We start from the raw sequence: 16480 nt of genomic DNA, 5'->3' as shown, positions 1-16480 counted from the left end.
CTGTCCGGGGGGAGGACGAAAAATCGGGGTGAACTTCTGATAAATCGCTGACTTCTATAGTTTTGCAGGGCTGGGCAACAAAAAAACCATACGAAATCGTTCGGAAAAGGAAGTTTCTAGTGAAGCGACTATTCTGCTTGGCCGCGATTGCGGCCGCACTGATGGGGCACACGTTTACCGCGCAAGCGGCAGGTGTGGAGTTTGCCGTGGGGCAAACCGGCGAGTCGACCATGACCTATCGACTGGGCATGCAATTCGATTGGGACCAGAGCTGGTGGCAGAGTGACGTGGGTCGTCTGACCGGTTATTGGGACGGCGCCTACACCTATTGGGAAGGTGACGAGCAATCCAGTAACCACAGCCTGTCGTTCTCGCCCGTGCTTGTTTATGAATTTTCCGGCCAGAACGTCAAACCCTACATCGAGTTTGGGGTTGGCGTGGCGGCCTTTGCCAGCACCGAAGTCGAAAACAACGATCTGGGCAGCGCCTTCCAGTTCGAAGACCGCTTTGGTTTCGGTTTGCGCTTTGCCGGCGGACATGAAGTCGGGGTCCGCGCGACGCACTACTCCAACGCCGGGATCACCACTCCGAACGATGGTGTAGAAAGCTACGCATTGCATTACACGATGCCGTTGTAAGGCGCAACGCTGTACTAAATGTGGGAGCGGGCTTGCTCGCGAAAGCAGTGGATCAGTCGAGACTGTAATCGACTGACCTGACGCTTTCGCGAGCAAGCCCGCTCCCACATTGGTATTGGGACAACTTCAAACTAGCGATACGCCGTCGAAATCCCCTGGCGTTCGTCGATGCACTCCGGTGCGCCCATCTCGAATTCCCGGCAGATCAGCGGGCGTTTTTCATAGATGGTGCACATCATCGTGTTGCGATCCAGCGCGGCACACCAGCCGTCATCCAGGCGCAGCATCACTTCCCCGCCCCAGTCATCGGTATCGATGAACCGTTCAGGCACACCCGTATCGGTGATCAGCATGACTTCGAGCTGGCAGCAGCAGGCCGCGCAGGTCGAGCAGGTGACTGCGGGTTCCGCGATTTGCGTAAGGGGGATGGTTTTCATGGCGCGCAGTGTAAGGCAGTCACCGTGTGCTGTGTGAAAGGTCTGACGGACGCTCAAGCATCGGAGCGTCCGGGATACCGCTGCCGATGATGGCGATTTTCACGGTTGATCCTTGATCGGTGGCTGGCTGCGCACCATGCGTTTGCCGATCTCCAGTTTCACTCGGTCCGGCCGTTTGGAGAGCGGCCAGAGGGTGGCCATGAACGCTGCCGGGAAAGCGATTTCCAGCGGGCGCTCCTTGAGTTTTTCGAAGATGTGGCGCGCAGCTTTCTCCACCGGCCAGCTCAAGGCCATGGGGGAGTCGTTTTTCGCCGTCAGCGGCGTTTCGACAAACCCGGGGCTGATCACTGTGAGTTCTATACCTTCCGGGGCCAGGTCGATGCGCAGGGATTCGAACAGGTAACGCAGCCCGGCCTTCGAGGCGCCGTACGCTTCTGCCTTGGGCAACGGCAGGTAAGTCACAGTACTGGCCATGGCTACCATATGCGGTGCGATGCCGGCCCTCAGCAAAGGCAGGGCGGCGTCGATGCAATAGCTGCTGGCCAGCAGGTTGGTGCGTACCACATGCTCGACAATCGACGCATCGAACTGCTTGGCGTCCACGTACTCGCTGGTGCCGGCATTGAGTATCACGGTGTCCAGCGAGCCCCAGTCCTCGGCAATCTGCTCGCCGATCTCGCGTACGGTCTGGCTGTTGGTCAGGTCTCCGGCGACCACCAGCACTTGTCCCGGATAACGTAGCGACAAGTCTTTCAGTGGTGCCACGGTGCGCGAACTGACGGCCAGGTGCGCACCGGTTTTCAGGATTTCTTCGGCCAGGGCGGCGCCGATGCCGCTGCTGGCACCGGTCAGCCAGTATCGTCGTGCGAGTATGCGACTCATCCCAATCTCCTTTTCAGCCAGGCAATTGCCTGGCCCAATACGGGTAAATGTTCATAAAGCAGAGCCCTCGGCATCGAAGTAATCCCGGTGGCGGTAATTCATGACCCAGCGGCGGCGTATTGCCGCGAGGGCAGGTTTTTGAATGCCGTCAACGCACGCGTACGGGAAGTACTCAGGTCGACGATCGGTGAGGGGTAATCCACAACACCGAAAAGGCCGCCGAGATTGGCGGGGTTGTGCACGTCTTTTTTGTTCAGCCCGGCCAGTTCCGGCAGCCATTGCTTGATGAACACGCCTTCGGGGTCGAATTTTTCCGACTGGCTCAGCGGGTTGAATATCCGGAAGTAAGGCGCCGAATCGGTGCCGGTGGAGGAACTCCACTGCCAGCCACCATTGTTCGCCGCCAGGTCGCCATCGATCAGGTGACGCATGAAAAAGCGTTCGCCTTCGCGCCAGTCGATCAGCAGGTTTTTGCTCAGGAACATCGCCACCACCATGCGCAGGCGGTTGTGCATCCAGCCGGTTGCCAGCAGTTGGCGCATGGCGGCGTCGATGATCGGCAAGCCGGTACGCGCCTGTTGCCAGGCGGCCAGTTCTTCGGGGGCGTTGCGCCAGGCCAGCGCTTCGGTTTCCGGGCGAAACGCGCGGTGCCGGGAAATCCGTGGGTAACCCACCAGGATGTGTTTGTAGAACTCGCGCCACAGCAGTTCGTTGATCCAGGTGACGGCGCCGGTCTTGCCGCTTTCGAATTCACCGTGATTGCTGTTCAAGGCGGCGTGCAGGCATTGACGCACAGAAATTACCCCGGCGGCCAGATAGGCCGAGAGCTGACTGGTGCCGGGCTTCGCCGGGAAATCCCGTTCGCTTTGATAGTGCTCGATCTGTGCATCGCTAAAGCTCTCGAGGCGATGTCGGGCTTCTGCTTCGCCCGCCGGCCACAGGTTGCGCAGGTTATCAGCGGGTGTTGCGAAGCCGTCGACACTCAAGGGGATTGCATCGCTGGCAATGTTCAGCGGCGCTTGTTTGTGCAGCGCGCGGACCAGGCTGGGCAGCGAGTGGTGCAGTCGTTCGTAGCAGACTTTGCGGAACTGGCTGAAGACCTGAAAGTAAGTGCCGGTGCGGGTCAGCAAGCTCCCGGGCTTGAACAGCAATTGATCGAGGTAGTGGTGAACTTCGATGCCTTCGGACTGTAGCGTCCGGGTGACCGCTGCATCGCGACGGGACTCGTGGATGCCGTATTCCTCGTTGAGGTGCAACGCATCGACCTGCCACTCTCGACACAGGTTCAGCAATACGCTGGGCGCATCATCCCAGCGGGGCGCCTGGCGGATCAGCAGGGGAATGTTCAGTTGACCCAGTTCGCGGCTCAACTCGCGCAGGTTACGCAGCCAGAAGTCCACTTTGCAGGGTGCATCGTCGTGTTCCAGCCATTGTTCCGGACTCAGCAGATACACCGCCACGCACGGGCCGCGAGCCGCGGCGGCCGAGAGGGCGGTGTTGTCATGTAGACGCAAGTCGCTGCGCAGCCAGATCAATTGCATTTTGGTATCCACGCGATTCACTTAAATCAGCCCGCGCTGAGCGAGTGCCTGATGTGCCGACAACGGATCTTCGGCCAGGTACAAATCAGCGATCTCGATAGTACTTACGGACAACTCGGTGTGGTGGATGCATACCGTTGGTCCGGCAATCATTTTTGGGCAACTGATACCTTTCAATAGTTTCGGCAACTGCGCCAGGTTCAGGGTTTTACTGGAGTACAGCAGAACCCCACGGGGTTGCAGCATTTCGACCGCCAATGCCAGTTCTCCGACAGGCAGCGGCCCGTCGAAGACCTCCACCGGGCAATCCGCGCTGCTGATCAGCCAGGCCGTGAGCCACAGATGCGGCTCCATGGGCAGGTCCGAGTGGTTGATCAGCAGCAGCGGCGCGGTGCGCAACTGACGATTGTTATGGTAGATGCGCGCACCGAACTTGCTGCGCAGCCAGGCACAAAAAAAGCCCCGCTCCATCTGCGCCCCGAACTGGCCTTGCCAGCGTTGCTCCAGAACGGCCAGCAATGGCATCAGCAACTGCTCGCACAGAGTTCGCGGCGGATACAGCGCCATCGCCTGATTGACGCTGTCATCCAGGGCGCGTTCCTGCAATCGGCTGACCGCCTGCAGCAATGTTTGCAGCAAGGCGTGCCAATCGTTGTCGACGGACTCGCTGAAGGCTTGCGGCGTGTCGAGCAATGGCTTGACCTGGCTGACGGCAACGCCACGGTTGAGCCAGGTGAGGATGGTCTGGATGCGTTGTACGTGGTCGGCCGAGAACAACCGATGGCCCTTGGGCGTGCGCAGCGGCACGATCAGACCGTAGCGCCGCTCCCAGGCGCGCAAGGTCACGGCATTGACCCCGGTTTGCCGCGCCACTTCACGGATCGGCAGCCAGCCTTCGTCCAACGCCTTTTTAAAGTCATCGCCGAGGTCTTCGCGGGCGCTGGTGTCGAGTGCTTTTTTCATCAGATGGCGTTTCGCAGGCTGAGGTTTTCCGGGTGCGGTTGCAGGTAAACCTGCTGTGCGATGTACGGATCGGGGTGTTGGCGAAAGTGATGTTTGAGCAGTGTCAGCGGCACTACCAGCGGCACGATGCCCAGGCGGTACTGGCTGATCACGTGCTGCAATTCCTGCTTGTCTTCGCCGCTGATGGCCTGTTTCAGGTAGCCACTGAGGTGTTGCAGGACGTTGGTGTGAGTGCGACGGGTGGCGCATTTTTTCAGCGCCGCCATCAGTTCGCTGAAATAGCGGGGCCCCAGCTCCTGCGGATCGGTATGGCCCATGTTGCCCAGCAAGTGGCCCAGGGTTTTGTATTGCACCGGGTTGTGGGCCATCAGCAGGTATTTGTAGCGCGAGTGAAAGTCCGTGAGCCCGCGCCGGGTCAGGCCTTCCTGGCACAGCTGCTGCCAGGCGTTGTAGGCGAACACGCGGGTGAGGAAGTTTTCCCGCAGCACCGGATCATTGAGCCGGCCATCTTCCTCCACCGGCAAGTCCGGGTGCAGCAGGCAGGCGCTGATGGCGATTTTCGGTTTGGCGGGGGAGTGGAACATCGGAGCACCTCGAATCTGAACCTGTGCAGACGGTCGAGTCTGTACAGGATAACTTCATCATAGATTCGAAGTTGTACAAGTCAAATGTTGTGTATAAGTTTTGTGGCGGGCTGCTGTCCATGGCGACAGCAGCGATTTGCTCGGGTCGATGCTCTTTACTGCAGGTGCTCATGCAAGCGGCGGGCAGCTTCCTGACCGCTGAGCCAGGCTCCTTCGACGCGTCCGGACAGGCACCAGTCGCCACAGGCGTACAGCCCCAGGTCGGCATCGGCCAGGGTGCCCCATTCGTGACTGCTGGCGGGGCGGGCGTAGAGCCAGCGGTGGGCGAGGCTGAAGCTCGGCGCGGGCATGGAATCGTGCAGCAGTTCGGCGAAAGCGCCGTGCAACTGCTCGATCACCGCTTCCTTGGACAAGTCGATGTGCTGGCGACTCCAGGCGCTGGTGGCGTGCAGTACCCAGGTGTCGAGGGTGTTGTCGCGCCCGGGTTTGCTGCGGTTGCGGGCCAGCCAGTCGAGTGGGCTGTCCTGTACGAAGCAGCCTTCCATGGGTGTTTCCAGCGGCGTTTCGAAGGCCAGGGCGATGGCCCAGGTCGGGTCCATTTTCACCCCGGCGGCGGCCCCGGCGAGTTTCGGCGCCGATGCCAGCAGGGCCGTGGCCTGTGGGGCCGGTGTGGCGATGACCACGTGGCTGAACGGTCCGTGGGTGAAGCCCTCGGCGTCCTGCAGGTGCCAGTGTTCTTCACCGCGATAGACCTCGGTGATCCGGCAGGCGAAATGCACTTCAAGGTCGCCGAGCAAGGCGCGGGTGATGGCGCTCATGCGCGGCGTGCCGACCCAGCGGGTCTGCTCGTCCGGTGACAGGTTGAGCTGGCCGCCGTGGTAGGTGTACAGCTGCGGCGTCCACTCGGCGACCCAGCCCTTGGCTTGCCAGCGCTGAACTTCGTTGACAAAACGCCGGTCGCGGGCCGTGAAATACTGCGCGCCCATGTCCAGAGCACCCGCATCGCTGCGCTTGCTCGACATGCGTCCGCCGCTGCCGCGGCTTTTATCGAACAGTTGAACCACATGCCCGAGGTCGGTCAGGGCCTGGGCGGCGGAGAGTCCGGCAATGCCGGTGCCGATGATTGCGATAGGTACAGTCATAGGGGCCTCGTTTACCTTTCTGTACAGACTACGCCGGGGTTCAAACCTGTACAATATTGTTTTTTGGTATAACTTTTAGCGTTCTCGTTCTGACAGCTTGGCCTATTGTTAAACATAGAGCCTGCTCGATACCAAAGATCCCTGCTTATAAAAATAGACTAATGGACAAGGTAAAACGCCACGCGAGGAAGAAGTCATGCACATATTGCTGACCGGCGGTACTGGTTTGATAGGACGTCAGCTCTGCCGGCACTGGTCAGGGCAGGGCCATCGCCTGACAGTCTGGAGTCGCCAGCCTGAAAAAGTCGCGAAAATATGTGGTACCCAAGTGCGTGGAGTTGCCCGGCTGGAGGATCTGGGGCAGGAGCCGGTCGATGCGATCGTCAATCTGGCCGGAGCGCCGATTGCCGACCGGCCCTGGACACACAAGCGTAAAGCCTTGTTGTGGAGCAGCCGCATCACGCTGACTGAAACCCTGCTGGCGTGGCTTGAAAGCCGCGAGCAGAAACCACGGGTGATGATTTCCGGTTCGGCTGTCGGCTGGTATGGCGACGGTGGCGAGCGCGAACTTACCGAGGACTCGGGGCCGGTCAGCGAAGATTTCGCCAGCCAGTTATGTATCGCCTGGGAAGAGACTGCACAGCGGGCTGAAGCGCTGGGCATTCGCGTCATCCTCATTCGAACCGGGTTGGTGCTGTCGGCGGAGGGCGGCTTTTTGTCGCGGCTGTTGCTGCCCTTCAAATGGGGCCTGGGAGGGCCGATTGGCAATGGACGGCAGTGGATGTCCTGGATTCACATCAACGATCAAATCGCCCTGATTGATTTTCTTCTGCATCGCAACGAGGCCAGCGGTCCTTATAATGCGTGCGCGCCCAAGCCTGTGCGCAACCGCGAGTTTGCCACGGCGCTGGGTGGCGTACTGCATCGCCCGACCTTCATGCCGATGCCGGCCTTCGTATTGAAGGTGGGGCTGGGCGAGTTGTCCTTGCTCTTGCTGGGCGGCCAGCGCGCCACTCCGGTGCGTTTGTTACAGGCTGGTTTCACTTTTAAGTTCACGGATTTGCGCGCGGCTCTGGACGATCTGTCCGGTCGCCTTTGAAATAGGACGTTGCATGACCGATCACGCGTTGCTTCTGGTCAACCTGGGTTCACCTGCCTCCACTTCGGTGGCGGATGTGCGCAGTTACCTCAATCAATTTCTGATGGACCCGTACGTGATCGACCTGCCATGGCCGGTTCGACGTCTGCTGGTGTCGCTGATCCTGATCAAGCGTCCCGAGCAGTCGGCCCATGCTTATGCCTCGATCTGGTGGGACGAGGGCTCGCCGCTGGTGGTGCTCAGCCGTCGCCTGCAACAAGCCATGACCAGTCAATGGCAGCACGGCCCGGTCGAACTGGCGATGCGTTACGGCGAGCCGTCGATTGAATCGACGCTGGTGCGCATGGCCGCCGGGGGGCACAAGCGAATCACCCTGGCGCCGCTGTATCCACAGTTCGCCGACAGCACCACGACTACGGTCATCGAAGAGGTCATACGCGTGGTGCGCGAGAAAAACCTCGACGTGCAACTGTCGGTGCTGCAACCGTTCTACGATCAACCGGAATACCTCGATGCGCTGGTGGCCACGACCCGGCCGCATTTGCAGCAGGACTTCGATCACTTGCTGATGAGTTTTCATGGATTGCCGGAACGGCATCTGAAGAAGCTCAACCCCGGTCACAGCTTCGAGGGTGGTGGTGATTGCTGTGCCGGAGCTCCACCGGAGGTGGTCGCCACCTGTTATCGCGGCCAATGCCTGCGTACGGCGGCAGAGGTCGCCAAACGCATGGGGTTGCCGGAGGGCAAGTGGTCGGTGTCGTTCCAGTCGCGTCTGGGGCGCGCCAAATGGATCGAACCCTACACCGAGGCGCGCCTGGATGAGTTGGCCAAAAGCGGGGTGAAAAAGGTTCTGGTGATGTGCCCGGCGTTCGTTGCCGATTGCATCGAGACCCTGGAGGAGATCGGAGATCGCGGCAAGGAGCAGTTCCGCGAGGCGGGGGGCGAGGAGTTGGTGCTGGTGCCGTGCCTCAACGATGATCCGCATTGGGCGCGGGCGTTGAGTGCGTTGTGCGAGCGAGCACCGTTGGTGCTTTAAAAAGCTTCGTCGGAACGCCGCCCGGAGCAAGCCCGCTCCCACAGGTGGAATGCATTCCAAGTGTGGGAGCGGGCTTGCTCGCGAAGAGGATCTTTCAGTCAGCGAAGAATCCGAGCCTGCTTAGATCAGCGGCTCATTCGCCTTCTTGTGCTTCCAGCTGTCATTGCCCGGCAGGATCAGGTTCAAGCCAATCGCCACCACCGCGCACAGCGCGATGCCCTTGAGGCCGAAATCGTCCGGCCCGGTGCCGGTGCCGATCAGCACGCCACCGATCCCGAACACCAGGGTCACCGACACAATCACCAGATTGCGCGCCTCGCCCAGATCGATCTTGTGGCGGATCAGCGTGTTCATCCCCACCGCCGCGATCGAACCGAACAACAGGCACAGAATCCCGCCCATCACCGGTACCGGAATGCTTTGCAGCAATGCGCCGAACTTGCCGATGAACGCCAGGCTGATGGCGAAGATCGCCGCCCAGGTCATGATTTTCGGGTTGTAGTTCTTGGTCAGCATCACCGCGCCGGTCACTTCGGCGTAGGTGGTGTTGGGCGGGCCGCCGAACAGACCGGCCGCCGTGGTGGCAATGCCGTCGCCGAGCAGGGTGCGGTGCAGGCCGGGCTTTTTCAGGTAATCGCGACCGGTCACGCTACCCACGGCAATCACGCCGCCGATGTGTTCGATGGCGGGGGCCAGGGCCACCGGAACGATGAACAGAATCGCCTGCCAGTTGAATTCCGGCGCGGTGAAGTGCGGGATGGCGAACCACGGTGCCGCCGCAATCTTCGCCGTGTCGACCACGCCGAAGTAGAACGCCATGCCGAAACCGACCAGCACGCCGGAGATAATCGGCACCAGGCGGAAGATGCCCTTGCCGAATACCGCAACGATCAGCGTGGTCAGCAGCGCGGGCATCGAGATCATCATCGCCGTCTGGTAATGAATCAATTCGCTGCCGTCACCGGCCTTGCCCATGGCCATGTTGGCGGCAATCGGCGCCATGGCCAGGCCAATCGAAATGATCACCGGCCCGATCACTACCGGCGGCAGCAGGCGGTCGATGAAACCGGTGCCTTTGATCTTCACCGCGAGGCCGAGGAAGGTGTAGACGAAACCTGCCGCCATCACGCCGCCCATGGTCGCGGCCAGGCCGAACTGGCCCTTGGCGAGAATGATCGGGGTGATGAAGGCAAAGCTCGATGCCAGGAACACTGGCACCTGACGCCCGGTGACGATCTGGAACAGGATCGTCCCCAGGCCGGCCGTGAACAGCGCCACATTCGGGTCGAGACCGGTAATCAGCGGCATCAACACCAGGGCGCCGAAGGCCACGAACAGCATCTGTGCACCCGACAGCACCGTGCGCCAGAGCGGATCGTTGAACTCTTGCTGCATGGTCACGCGTCCTTCTGCTTGGTGCCGAAGATCTTGTCACCGGCATCGCCCAGCCCTGGGATGATGTAACCGTGTTCGTTCAGTTTTTGATCAATGGAAGCGGTGTAGATGATCACGTCCGGGTGAGCCTTCTCGACCACGGCGATGCCTTCTGGCGCAGCGACCAGCACCATGGCGCGGATGTCCTTGCAACCGGCTTTTTTCAGCAGGTCGATGGTGGCAACCATCGAGCCGCCGGTGGCGAGCATCGGGTCGATGATCATGGCCAGGCGTTCGTCGATTTCCGGGACCAATTTTTCCAGGTAGGTATGGGCTTCGAGGGTTTCCTCGTTGCGGGCCACGCCCACGGCGCTGACCTTGGCGCCCGGGATCAGGCTGAGCACACCTTCGAGCATGCCGATACCAGCACGCAGGATCGGTACTACAGTAATTTTCTTGCCGGCGATTTTCTCCACCGACACGGTGCCGCACCAGCCTTCGATATCGTAGGATTCCAGCGGCAGGTCTTTGGTGGCTTCATAGGTCAGCAGGGCGCCGACTTCCTGAGCGAGCTCACGGAAATTCTTCGTGCTGATGTCTGCGCGGCGCATAAGGCCAAGTTTATGACGGATCAGCGGGTGGCGGATCTCATGGATGGGCATGGGGAAAGGCTCCGGCGGCGGGCAAAAAAACCGGCCTAGATTAATCTATCCGAGGGTGTTGTCCTATAGACATACAGTACGTTAGTCCACAAACGCTTGATCTGGCCGTGCGGGATGCGTACCTTTGCCCGCTTTTCCGAATCCGTCACTCCCCCTCAAACCCCTTGGAGAGCGCCATGTCCGCTGATCTCGAGCATATCCGTCAAATCATGCGAGAGGCTGACTGCCTGTACACCGAAGCTGAAGTCGAGGCGGCTATCGCCCGCGTCGGTGCACAAATCAACGAACAAATGGCCGACAGCAACCCGGTGGTGTTCTGCGTGATGAACGGCGGGCTGATTTTCTCCGGCAAGCTGCTGACCTACCTGCACTTCCCACTGGAGGCGTCTTACCTGCACGCCACCCGTTATCGCAACGAAACCAGCGGCGGCGACCTGTTTTGGAAAGCCAAGCCGGAAGTTTCCTTCATCGACCGTGACGTGCTGATCATCGACGACATCCTCGACGAAGGTCACACCCTGGGCGCGATCATCGACTTCTGCAAACACGCTGGCGCACGTAAAGTGCATACTGCGGTGCTGATCGACAAAGACCACGACCGCAAGGCCCGTCCGGACCTCAAGGCCGATTTCGTCGGTCTGCCGTGCATCGACCGCTACATATTCGGTTACGGCATGGACTACAAGGGCTACTGGCGTAATGCCAACGGAATTTTCGCCGTTAAAGGAATGTAAGACATGGATACGCCTCGCTTTCTGGATCAGACCTTGTTCGCCGAGCTGGCCGGGAAAGCCGCGGCTAATCCTCGTGGGCGCCAGCATCACAACTTCCATCAGATGGAAGACGCTTGCCATCGCATGGCGGTGGGGTTGCAGCCGTCCACGTATATCCCGCCTCACCGGCATTTGGGCGACAACAAGGCCGAAACCCTGTTGGTCCTCAAGGGGCGGCTGGGCGTGTTGATCTTCGATGAGACCGGTACGGTGCTGAGCAAGACCGTGCTGCAGGTCGGTGGCGACTGTGTTGGCGTGGACCTGCCAACCGGTGTGTTCCACGGTGTGGTGGTGCTGGAGGCCGACAGCCTGATGTTCGAATGCAAGGCCGGACCTTATCGCCCGGTCGGTGAGGGGGAACTGGCGCATTGGGCGCCGCGCGAAGGCGAGCCCGGTGTTGCCGAGTATCAGACCTGGATGCGCGCGCAGTTCGACTGAACGGTACCCTGTGGGAGCGAGCTTGCTCGCGATGGCCATGTTACTGACACATTGATGCTGGATGTGCCGACGTCATCGTCGGAACGCCGCCCGGAGCAAGCTCGCACAGTGGTTTCTGTGCACTTGAACCACTTCCGTCAGCCCATGGTAAAGTGCCCGGCCCCGATTCCGGAGCCTGCCATGAGCCCTTTTATCCGCGGCTGCGCCGCCCTGTTGCTGGCCCTCAGCCTGCCCCTGGCCGCCACACCGGCACCCATGCACAGTCAATTCCTGCCGCCGGACGATCTCACTTTGCGTGATGCGGATCCCGAGCAGCAGCAACTGATGCAGGTCACCGATTATTCGGTGGTGGTCGGCGCTCAGCGTCAATCCAATCAACAGCCGATTCCGGTCACTTCGCCGCTGATGATTCGGCTCAAGGGCAAATCCCTGAACAAGGGCGCCACCATCAGTCAGGTGCTGGTCAACTTCGATGGTGAAAGCAAAAGCCTGAAGAAGCCGGTCTACGACGATAAGAGCAAAACCCTGACCCTCTATTACCCGCTGGCGCAATACCGGGTGGTGATCGACTTGTTGCGCAACGACACGGTGTATTGCCAGTTTCTCAGTTACGCCAATGGTCATGTCTGGGCCGATCTGCACACCGGCAGCACTCGTCCGCGTTGAGCCTTGAGCCCGCGCAGGGGTAAACTGCCCGCCCCGTGAAATGTCTGCGAGCTGGAGTCGGCAATGCGTAAAGATAAAAAACAAGTGATTGGTGACGAGATCGGCGATGAGCAGATCAAGTTGTTCCTCGATTTCGAACCGGTCGACGCGACTTCTCCGTCCCTGCACAAACTGGTCAAGGCCTACCGTGGCCTGCGCATCGACGATTTCGCGCGTTTCCTGACGTTCTTCGTTGAAGCCGGTTACGACCTGAATGGCAAGGATGAGCACGGCAATAACTTCATTGCCCTGATCAAGGATCAGCGCAATGCGGCTGATTACATTGAGCTGATCGAAAAGGCTCGCGGCTGATCCCTCGCCACAAATCATCAGGATTGCCCGGTCATAAAAAAACGCCCCGCTCTCAGTGAGAGCGGGGCGTTTTTCATGGAGCCGAATCAAGCGTAGCTTTCGGTCTCGCTGCTGGCTTCAACCAGTTCCAGGGCAACGTTGTTCTGCGTGTTGATCTTGCGATACAGCGCAGCGTCGGTTTCCAGAACCTTTTCCCGGGCCGGGAAAATTTCGGCCAGTTTGGTGGCCCATTCGCCCTTGGTTTTGCTCGGGAAGCATTTTTCGATCAGCTCAAGCATGATCGAAACGGTCACCGAGGCACCTGGCGAAGCGCCGAGCAGTGCCGCCAGGGAACCATCCTTGGCCGCGACCAGTTCGGTACCGAATTGCAGGACACCGCCTTTCTTCGGGTCTTTCTTGATGATCTGTACCCGTTGGCCGGCCACTTCCAGGCGCCAGTCTTCAGCTTTCGCCTCAGGGTAGAAGCGACGCAGGGACTCCAGGCGCTGCTCCATCGACTGCATCACTTCGCTGACCAGGTACTTGGTCAGGTCCATGTTGTTTTTTGCCACGGACAGCATCGGCCCGATGTTGCCGGCGCGAACCGACATCGGCAGGTCCATGAAGGAGCCGTGCTTGAGGAACTTGGTGGTGAAGCCGGCATAAGGTCCGAACAGCAGGGACTTCTTGCCTTCGACCACGCGGGTGTCCAGGTGCGGCACGGACATTGGCGGCGAACCCACGGCAGCCTGGCTGTAGACCTTGGCCTGATGGTGCTTGACCACTTCCGGGTTATCGCAACGCAGCCACTGGCCGCTGATCGGGAAGCCGCCGAAGCCTTTGCTCTCTTCGATGCCCGAAGCCTGCAGCAGCGGCAGTGCCGCGCCGCCAGCACCGAGGAAGACGAATTTGGCATCGACTTCACGGGTGTTGCCGCTGTTGACGTCCTTGATGCTGACGGTCCAGCCGCCGTTGCTGCGCTTGAGGCCGGTCACGCGCTTGCAGTACTTGACCTGGGCATCGGGTGCGCTGGTCAGGTGCTTGAGCAACTGGTTGGTCAGGGCGCCGAAGTTGACGTCGGTGCCATTGATCACGCGGGTCGCGGCGAGGGTTTCGCCAGGATCGCGGCCAGGCATCATCAGCGGCATCCACTCGGCCATTTTGGCCTTGTCTTCGGTGTATTCCATGTCCGAAAAGGCGTGGTGCTTGCTCAGTACCTTGAAGCGTTCCTTGAGGAAGGACACGCCGCTGTCGCCCTGCACGAAACTCAGGTGTGGCACCGGGCTGATAAACGATTTGCACGAGCCGAACGTGCCTTTCTTGGTCAGGTACGACCAGAACTGCTTCGACACCTCGAACTGGGTGTTGATGTGCACGGCTTTCTTGATGTCGACGGCGCCATCGGCGGCCTGCGGCGTGTAGTTGAGCTCACACAGCCCGGCGTGACCGGTACCGGCGTTATTCCACGGGTTGGAACTCTCCGCGGCACCGGAATCCATCAGCTCGACGACTTCCAGCTTGATCGCGGGGTCGAGCTCTTTGAGCAGTACTGCAAGGGTGGCACTCATGATGCCGGCCCCAACCAGTACTACGTCGACTGCTTCGTTATGCGCCATTTAACGCGTCTCCAAAATCTGCAGCACCAAATTGTCGGCATGGCTGCCAGGAGTGACGGGGCGTGTCAGTGTTGCCCCAGGTACCCATGGCAGGATCGCCATGTCCGAATCTTCGCAATTTATCGCAACTTCGACGGACGCTACCTGCCGGGCCTATGAGCCATATGAACTCATTTCAGCGCGCGGGAGGCAATTCGACTTATGGTCGATACATCCGTTTGTGCAACCAAATCCGTAGCGGACAGGCTTCAGGCTCCGGTGTTCGAGGAATACTCGGTCCTGTGTCGTTGGGCTGTTGTAGACGCTAATGGTGCATGTTCAGACGCAAAACTATTCATTTGCTCGCCACACTCTTGTGAAGTTGTGAAAACCCGTTTTTTTCACGCTCTTTTGAAGACGTGAACCTCAAAAAGGGCTGTCCCAGCCTGGCACCGTGCCCGGATGGATTGCCGCCATGGGATACAGGGCAGGCAAAACGGGCAAACAGCTCAGTGACCGAGCGTAATGACAGCTCTGCAGATTCGCGAAAAGTGGAGGTTTTGCTCAACAAAACAGCAAGCGCGCCAGCTTCACTCGATCTGTGTGGGCGGCTCTCTGTGGGCGGTGCGGGGTGTCAATACAAGCGCATTGACGGTGCTGCGAGGCCCGATCAGGAGACGTCCTTATAATCGGGGGGAGATTGTATCTAAGAAACGCAGGGAAATGGTCGTGTTTAATGACTTTTATTAGGTGTTTGGTCAGGTCGCCATCAGATGCTGTGCACGCGAGCGCGGCCGGTGCTGTTGCGAAACGACCCGGGCGCCGGCAGGCAGCGGCTGATTCAGCCAGTTCAGGCGGATCTCTTCGATTTCAACCCAGCCGTCGCCCATGGGCTGGAGACTGCACTGCTTGAAGGCCTGGCAGTGGCCGTTGCGGTCGAGCAGGGCGAAGCAGCGATGCAGTGGACGTGGCGCGAACAGAGAGATCAGATGGCGCATGGCGAAATACCGTTTGGGTGTCTGCCGAGAAGATTGCCTGCAGGCCATTACGTGCAAGTGTATGGGGGGTGACATCTGTATGACAGGAACCGCGTTGCCAAGGGCTTGTCAGAGATTTCATCAAACACTGTGCGGTGCTGGTTACCCGCAGTGGCGCACCGCTATACTGCCGGCCTGTTTGTGCCTGATTCTGGAGAGAAGAGCATGTTGCAACGCCTGTTGTTCGGTTTGATCACTGTGACCAGTTTGACCCTGGTTGGCTGCGCCCACAGCCCGCAACAACTGAGCCCGGAACCCAAGCTGACCGCCCAGTTGGCCCCGGTCGGCCATGGCCAGCCCGTTGTGGTGCGTGTAGTGGACGGTCGCCCGTCGCCGACGCTGGGCACCCGTGGTGGTCTGTACCCGGAGACCAGCGCGATCACCGTGCAGGGCGCGCAGATCCTGCCGAAGCTGCAGGCCCAGGCTGAAGCCGCCGTGCGTCTGTTGGGCTTTACCCCGACGAACAACGCCATGAATGCACCGCAACTGACCGTGACCCTGGCGGAGTTGAAGTACCAGTCACCCAAGGAAGGCATGTACGTGACCGAAGCCACCATCGGCGCGACGTTCCGCTCGGATGTGCAGAACGCCAACCGTCGCTACAGCGGCCGTTATGGTTCGTCCCTGGACCAGCGCTTCGGTATGGCGCCGAACCAGGAAACCAACACCAAGCTGGTCAGCGATGTGCTGAGCGATGCGTTGACCCGCCTGTTCAAGGACCCGACCGTGGGTCAGATTCTCGGCGAATAACCTTCGCTGGATGCGAAAAAGCCCGGTGCCAGCGATGGTCCCGGGCTTTTTCATGACTGCTGACTTTTTGCGGATGCACACCGACCCATTGTGGGAGCGGGCTTGCTCGCGAAGGCGTAGTGTCAGGCAGCATTGATATTGACTGACACACCGCTTTCGCGAGCAAGCCCGCTCCCACAGGGGGAATGGTGGTGTCAGGCGGCTTGCGAGTAAAAGTCCAGCACGCTCACACCGGTCAGCAAATCCGTCTCCGGTAAATCCGCATGCTGGTGGCCACCGAGTGCGCAATACACCAGCCAATGGCGGTCCTGAACATTGAAGGCGAGGCTGCCGACGAGGGCTTGTTGTTCTTCGCTGGGGGTGATGAGGTAAAGACGATCCTGGTTTTCGGCGTGGAGCATGACGTGGTCCCTGTCGGTTTCGAGGCGCGCATGATCGCCGATACAGATGACGAAGCCGTGACTCAGGACAGCCATTGATCAATTGCTTCGTTATTTGTCGGAAACAGAGGGCAGGCGCACAGGCTTTCGGTA

The 16480-nt window shown here is 59.9% G+C and carries 18 protein-coding genes and 2 pseudogenes; 8 read left to right on the top strand and 12 right to left on the bottom strand.

Features of this window, described 5'->3' with window-relative positions; translation table 11 throughout:
- The first annotated feature begins 119 nt into the window (after window positions 1-119).
- Window positions 120-638 carry an acyloxyacyl hydrolase gene (locus KGB28_RS03915; RefSeq protein WP_223442506.1) on the top strand — a complete coding sequence of 173 codons (519 nt, stop codon included), beginning with the start codon at window positions 120-122 and terminating at the stop codon, window positions 636-638.
- Window positions 639-769: 131 nt separating this feature from the next.
- Here KGB28_RS03915 and KGB28_RS03910 read toward each other — a convergent pair whose 3' ends face one another.
- The 7 genes and pseudogenes from KGB28_RS03910 to KGB28_RS03880 form a co-directional block, all read right to left on the bottom strand.
- Window positions 770-1075: a YkgJ family cysteine cluster protein gene (locus tag KGB28_RS03910; protein WP_110658460.1), complete on the bottom strand. Its 306-nt coding sequence runs from the start codon at window positions 1073-1075 to the stop codon at window positions 770-772.
- Window positions 1076-1174: 99 nt separating this feature from the next.
- A complete protein-coding gene (locus KGB28_RS03905; protein WP_223442503.1) occupies window positions 1175-1957 on the bottom strand; it encodes an SDR family NAD(P)-dependent oxidoreductase in 783 nt (260 codons plus the stop codon).
- Window positions 1954-2053: pseudogene (locus KGB28_RS03900) on the bottom strand (nuclear transport factor 2 family protein); the annotation flags it as partial. The gene KGB28_RS03905 and the pseudogene KGB28_RS03900, both read right to left, overlap by 4 nt.
- Window positions 2054-2055: 2 nt before the next feature.
- Window positions 2056-3498, bottom strand: coding sequence for a deoxyribodipyrimidine photo-lyase (gene phrB / locus KGB28_RS03895; protein WP_223442500.1), 1443 nt, complete (start codon window positions 3496-3498; stop codon window positions 2056-2058).
- A gap of 21 nt (window positions 3499-3519) precedes the next feature.
- Window positions 3520-4461, bottom strand: a complete 942-nt coding sequence (locus tag KGB28_RS03890) for a MerR family transcriptional regulator (protein ID WP_223442498.1) — start codon at window positions 4459-4461, stop codon at window positions 3520-3522.
- Window positions 4461-5003 (bottom strand): annotated as a pseudogene (locus tag KGB28_RS03885) (YbgA family protein); the annotation flags it as partial. The pseudogene KGB28_RS03885 and the gene KGB28_RS03890, both read right to left, overlap by 1 nt.
- 197 nt (window positions 5004-5200) lie before the next feature.
- Complete coding sequence (locus KGB28_RS03880; protein WP_057713325.1) at window positions 5201-6187, bottom strand: NAD(P)/FAD-dependent oxidoreductase; 987 nt, start codon at window positions 6185-6187, stop codon at window positions 5201-5203.
- A gap of 196 nt (window positions 6188-6383) precedes the next feature.
- On the opposite strand from KGB28_RS03880, the gene KGB28_RS03875 reads away from it, so the two are divergent.
- Entirely contained in the window at window positions 6384-7286 is a 903-nt protein-coding gene (locus KGB28_RS03875) for a TIGR01777 family oxidoreductase (protein ID WP_223442496.1), read from the top strand.
- Window positions 7287-7299: 13 nt separating this feature from the next.
- Window positions 7300-8322, top strand: coding sequence for a ferrochelatase (gene hemH / locus KGB28_RS03870; RefSeq protein ID WP_223442493.1), 1023 nt, complete (start codon window positions 7300-7302; stop codon window positions 8320-8322).
- Between the two features lie 120 nt (window positions 8323-8442).
- Here hemH and KGB28_RS03865 read toward each other — a convergent pair whose 3' ends face one another.
- Both KGB28_RS03865 and upp read right to left on the bottom strand, forming a co-directional pair.
- Window positions 8443-9717 (bottom strand): uracil-xanthine permease family protein, encoded by a 1275-nt coding sequence (locus KGB28_RS03865; protein ID WP_057713328.1) that lies wholly within the window; start codon window positions 9715-9717, stop codon window positions 8443-8445.
- A gap of 2 nt (window positions 9718-9719) precedes the next feature.
- Entirely contained in the window at window positions 9720-10358 is a 639-nt protein-coding gene (upp, locus tag KGB28_RS03860; protein WP_102671705.1) for a uracil phosphoribosyltransferase, read from the bottom strand.
- A 176-nt stretch (window positions 10359-10534) separates the two neighbouring features.
- Here upp and KGB28_RS03855 point away from each other — a divergent pair, with 176 nt between their 5' ends.
- The 4 genes from KGB28_RS03855 to KGB28_RS03840 all read left to right on the top strand — a co-directional run bounded on the left by KGB28_RS03855 (window position 10535) and on the right by KGB28_RS03840 (window position 12586).
- Complete coding sequence (locus tag KGB28_RS03855) at window positions 10535-11092, top strand: hypoxanthine-guanine phosphoribosyltransferase (RefSeq protein WP_150728000.1); 558 nt, start codon at window positions 10535-10537, stop codon at window positions 11090-11092.
- A 3-nt stretch (window positions 11093-11095) separates the two neighbouring features.
- A complete protein-coding gene (locus tag KGB28_RS03850; RefSeq protein ID WP_223442491.1) occupies window positions 11096-11569 on the top strand; it encodes a WbuC family cupin fold metalloprotein in 474 nt (157 codons plus the stop codon).
- 180 nt (window positions 11570-11749) lie between these two features.
- Window positions 11750-12235 carry a hypothetical protein gene (locus KGB28_RS03845; RefSeq protein ID WP_223442488.1) on the top strand — a complete coding sequence of 162 codons (486 nt, stop codon included), beginning with the start codon at window positions 11750-11752 and terminating at the stop codon, window positions 12233-12235.
- A 63-nt stretch (window positions 12236-12298) separates the two neighbouring features.
- The gene (locus KGB28_RS03840) at window positions 12299-12586 is read left to right on the top strand and encodes a PA4642 family protein (protein WP_223442484.1); all 288 of its coding nucleotides are present in this window, start codon (window positions 12299-12301) and stop codon (window positions 12584-12586) included.
- An 86-nt stretch (window positions 12587-12672) separates the two neighbouring features.
- Here KGB28_RS03840 and mqo read toward each other — a convergent pair whose 3' ends face one another.
- Window positions 12673-14181 carry a malate dehydrogenase (quinone) gene (mqo, locus tag KGB28_RS03835; RefSeq protein ID WP_150727996.1) on the bottom strand — a complete coding sequence of 503 codons (1509 nt, stop codon included), beginning with the start codon at window positions 14179-14181 and terminating at the stop codon, window positions 12673-12675.
- A 737-nt stretch (window positions 14182-14918) separates the two neighbouring features.
- A complete protein-coding gene (locus tag KGB28_RS03830; protein WP_223442482.1) occupies window positions 14919-15158 on the bottom strand; it encodes a hypothetical protein in 240 nt (79 codons plus the stop codon).
- Between the two features lie 204 nt (window positions 15159-15362).
- On the opposite strand from KGB28_RS03830, the gene KGB28_RS03825 reads away from it, so the two are divergent.
- Window positions 15363-15947 (top strand): YajG family lipoprotein, encoded by a 585-nt coding sequence (locus KGB28_RS03825; RefSeq protein WP_007973847.1) that lies wholly within the window; start codon window positions 15363-15365, stop codon window positions 15945-15947.
- Between the two features lie 194 nt (window positions 15948-16141).
- On the opposite strand, the gene KGB28_RS03820 is transcribed toward KGB28_RS03825, so the two are convergent.
- Window positions 16142-16348 carry a hypothetical protein gene (locus KGB28_RS03820; protein WP_085724026.1) on the bottom strand — a complete coding sequence of 69 codons (207 nt, stop codon included), beginning with the start codon at window positions 16346-16348 and terminating at the stop codon, window positions 16142-16144.
- Window positions 16349-16480: the final 132 nt, after the last annotated feature.

This window comes from Pseudomonas sp. BF-R-19 (assembly GCF_019956445.1).
Taxonomy (GTDB): Bacteria; Pseudomonadota; Gammaproteobacteria; order Pseudomonadales; family Pseudomonadaceae; genus Aquipseudomonas; species Aquipseudomonas fluorescens_BH.
The sequence above is the reverse complement of the archived record's forward strand: the minus strand, read 5'-3'. Positions and strand labels throughout refer to the sequence as shown.

What these genes read in the sequence shown, in the direction of transcription:
- phrB (WP_223442500.1), bottom strand. Translation starts at nt 3,498, where the DNA reads ATGCAATTGATCTGGCTGCGCAGCGACTTGCGTCTACATGACAACACC.
- KGB28_RS03905 (WP_223442503.1), bottom strand. Translation starts at nt 1,957, where the DNA reads ATGAGTCGCATACTCGCACGACGATACTGGCTGACCGGTGCCAGCAGC.
- KGB28_RS03855 (WP_150728000.1), top strand. Translation starts at nt 10,535, where the DNA reads ATGTCCGCTGATCTCGAGCATATCCGTCAAATCATGCGAGAGGCTGAC.
- KGB28_RS03890 (WP_223442498.1), bottom strand. Translation starts at nt 4,461, where the DNA reads ATGAAAAAAGCACTCGACACCAGCGCCCGCGAAGACCTCGGCGATGAC.
- KGB28_RS03840 (WP_223442484.1), top strand. Translation starts at nt 12,299, where the DNA reads ATGCGTAAAGATAAAAAACAAGTGATTGGTGACGAGATCGGCGATGAG.
- KGB28_RS03880 (WP_057713325.1), bottom strand. Translation starts at nt 6,187, where the DNA reads ATGACTGTACCTATCGCAATCATCGGCACCGGCATTGCCGGACTCTCC.
- mqo (WP_150727996.1), bottom strand. Translation starts at nt 14,181, where the DNA reads ATGGCGCATAACGAAGCAGTCGACGTAGTACTGGTTGGGGCCGGCATC.
- KGB28_RS03825 (WP_007973847.1), top strand. Translation starts at nt 15,363, where the DNA reads ATGTTGCAACGCCTGTTGTTCGGTTTGATCACTGTGACCAGTTTGACC.
- KGB28_RS03820 (WP_085724026.1), bottom strand. Translation starts at nt 16,348, where the DNA reads ATGCTCCACGCCGAAAACCAGGATCGTCTTTACCTCATCACCCCCAGC.
- KGB28_RS03910 (WP_110658460.1), bottom strand. Translation starts at nt 1,075, where the DNA reads ATGAAAACCATCCCCCTTACGCAAATCGCGGAACCCGCAGTCACCTGC.
- KGB28_RS03850 (WP_223442491.1), top strand. Translation starts at nt 11,096, where the DNA reads ATGGATACGCCTCGCTTTCTGGATCAGACCTTGTTCGCCGAGCTGGCC.
- KGB28_RS03875 (WP_223442496.1), top strand. Translation starts at nt 6,384, where the DNA reads ATGCACATATTGCTGACCGGCGGTACTGGTTTGATAGGACGTCAGCTC.
- upp (WP_102671705.1), bottom strand. Translation starts at nt 10,358, where the DNA reads ATGCCCATCCATGAGATCCGCCACCCGCTGATCCGTCATAAACTTGGC.
- hemH (WP_223442493.1), top strand. Translation starts at nt 7,300, where the DNA reads ATGACCGATCACGCGTTGCTTCTGGTCAACCTGGGTTCACCTGCCTCC.
- KGB28_RS03830 (WP_223442482.1), bottom strand. Translation starts at nt 15,158, where the DNA reads ATGCGCCATCTGATCTCTCTGTTCGCGCCACGTCCACTGCATCGCTGC.
- KGB28_RS03865 (WP_057713328.1), bottom strand. Translation starts at nt 9,717, where the DNA reads ATGCAGCAAGAGTTCAACGATCCGCTCTGGCGCACGGTGCTGTCGGGT.
- KGB28_RS03845 (WP_223442488.1), top strand. Translation starts at nt 11,750, where the DNA reads ATGAGCCCTTTTATCCGCGGCTGCGCCGCCCTGTTGCTGGCCCTCAGC.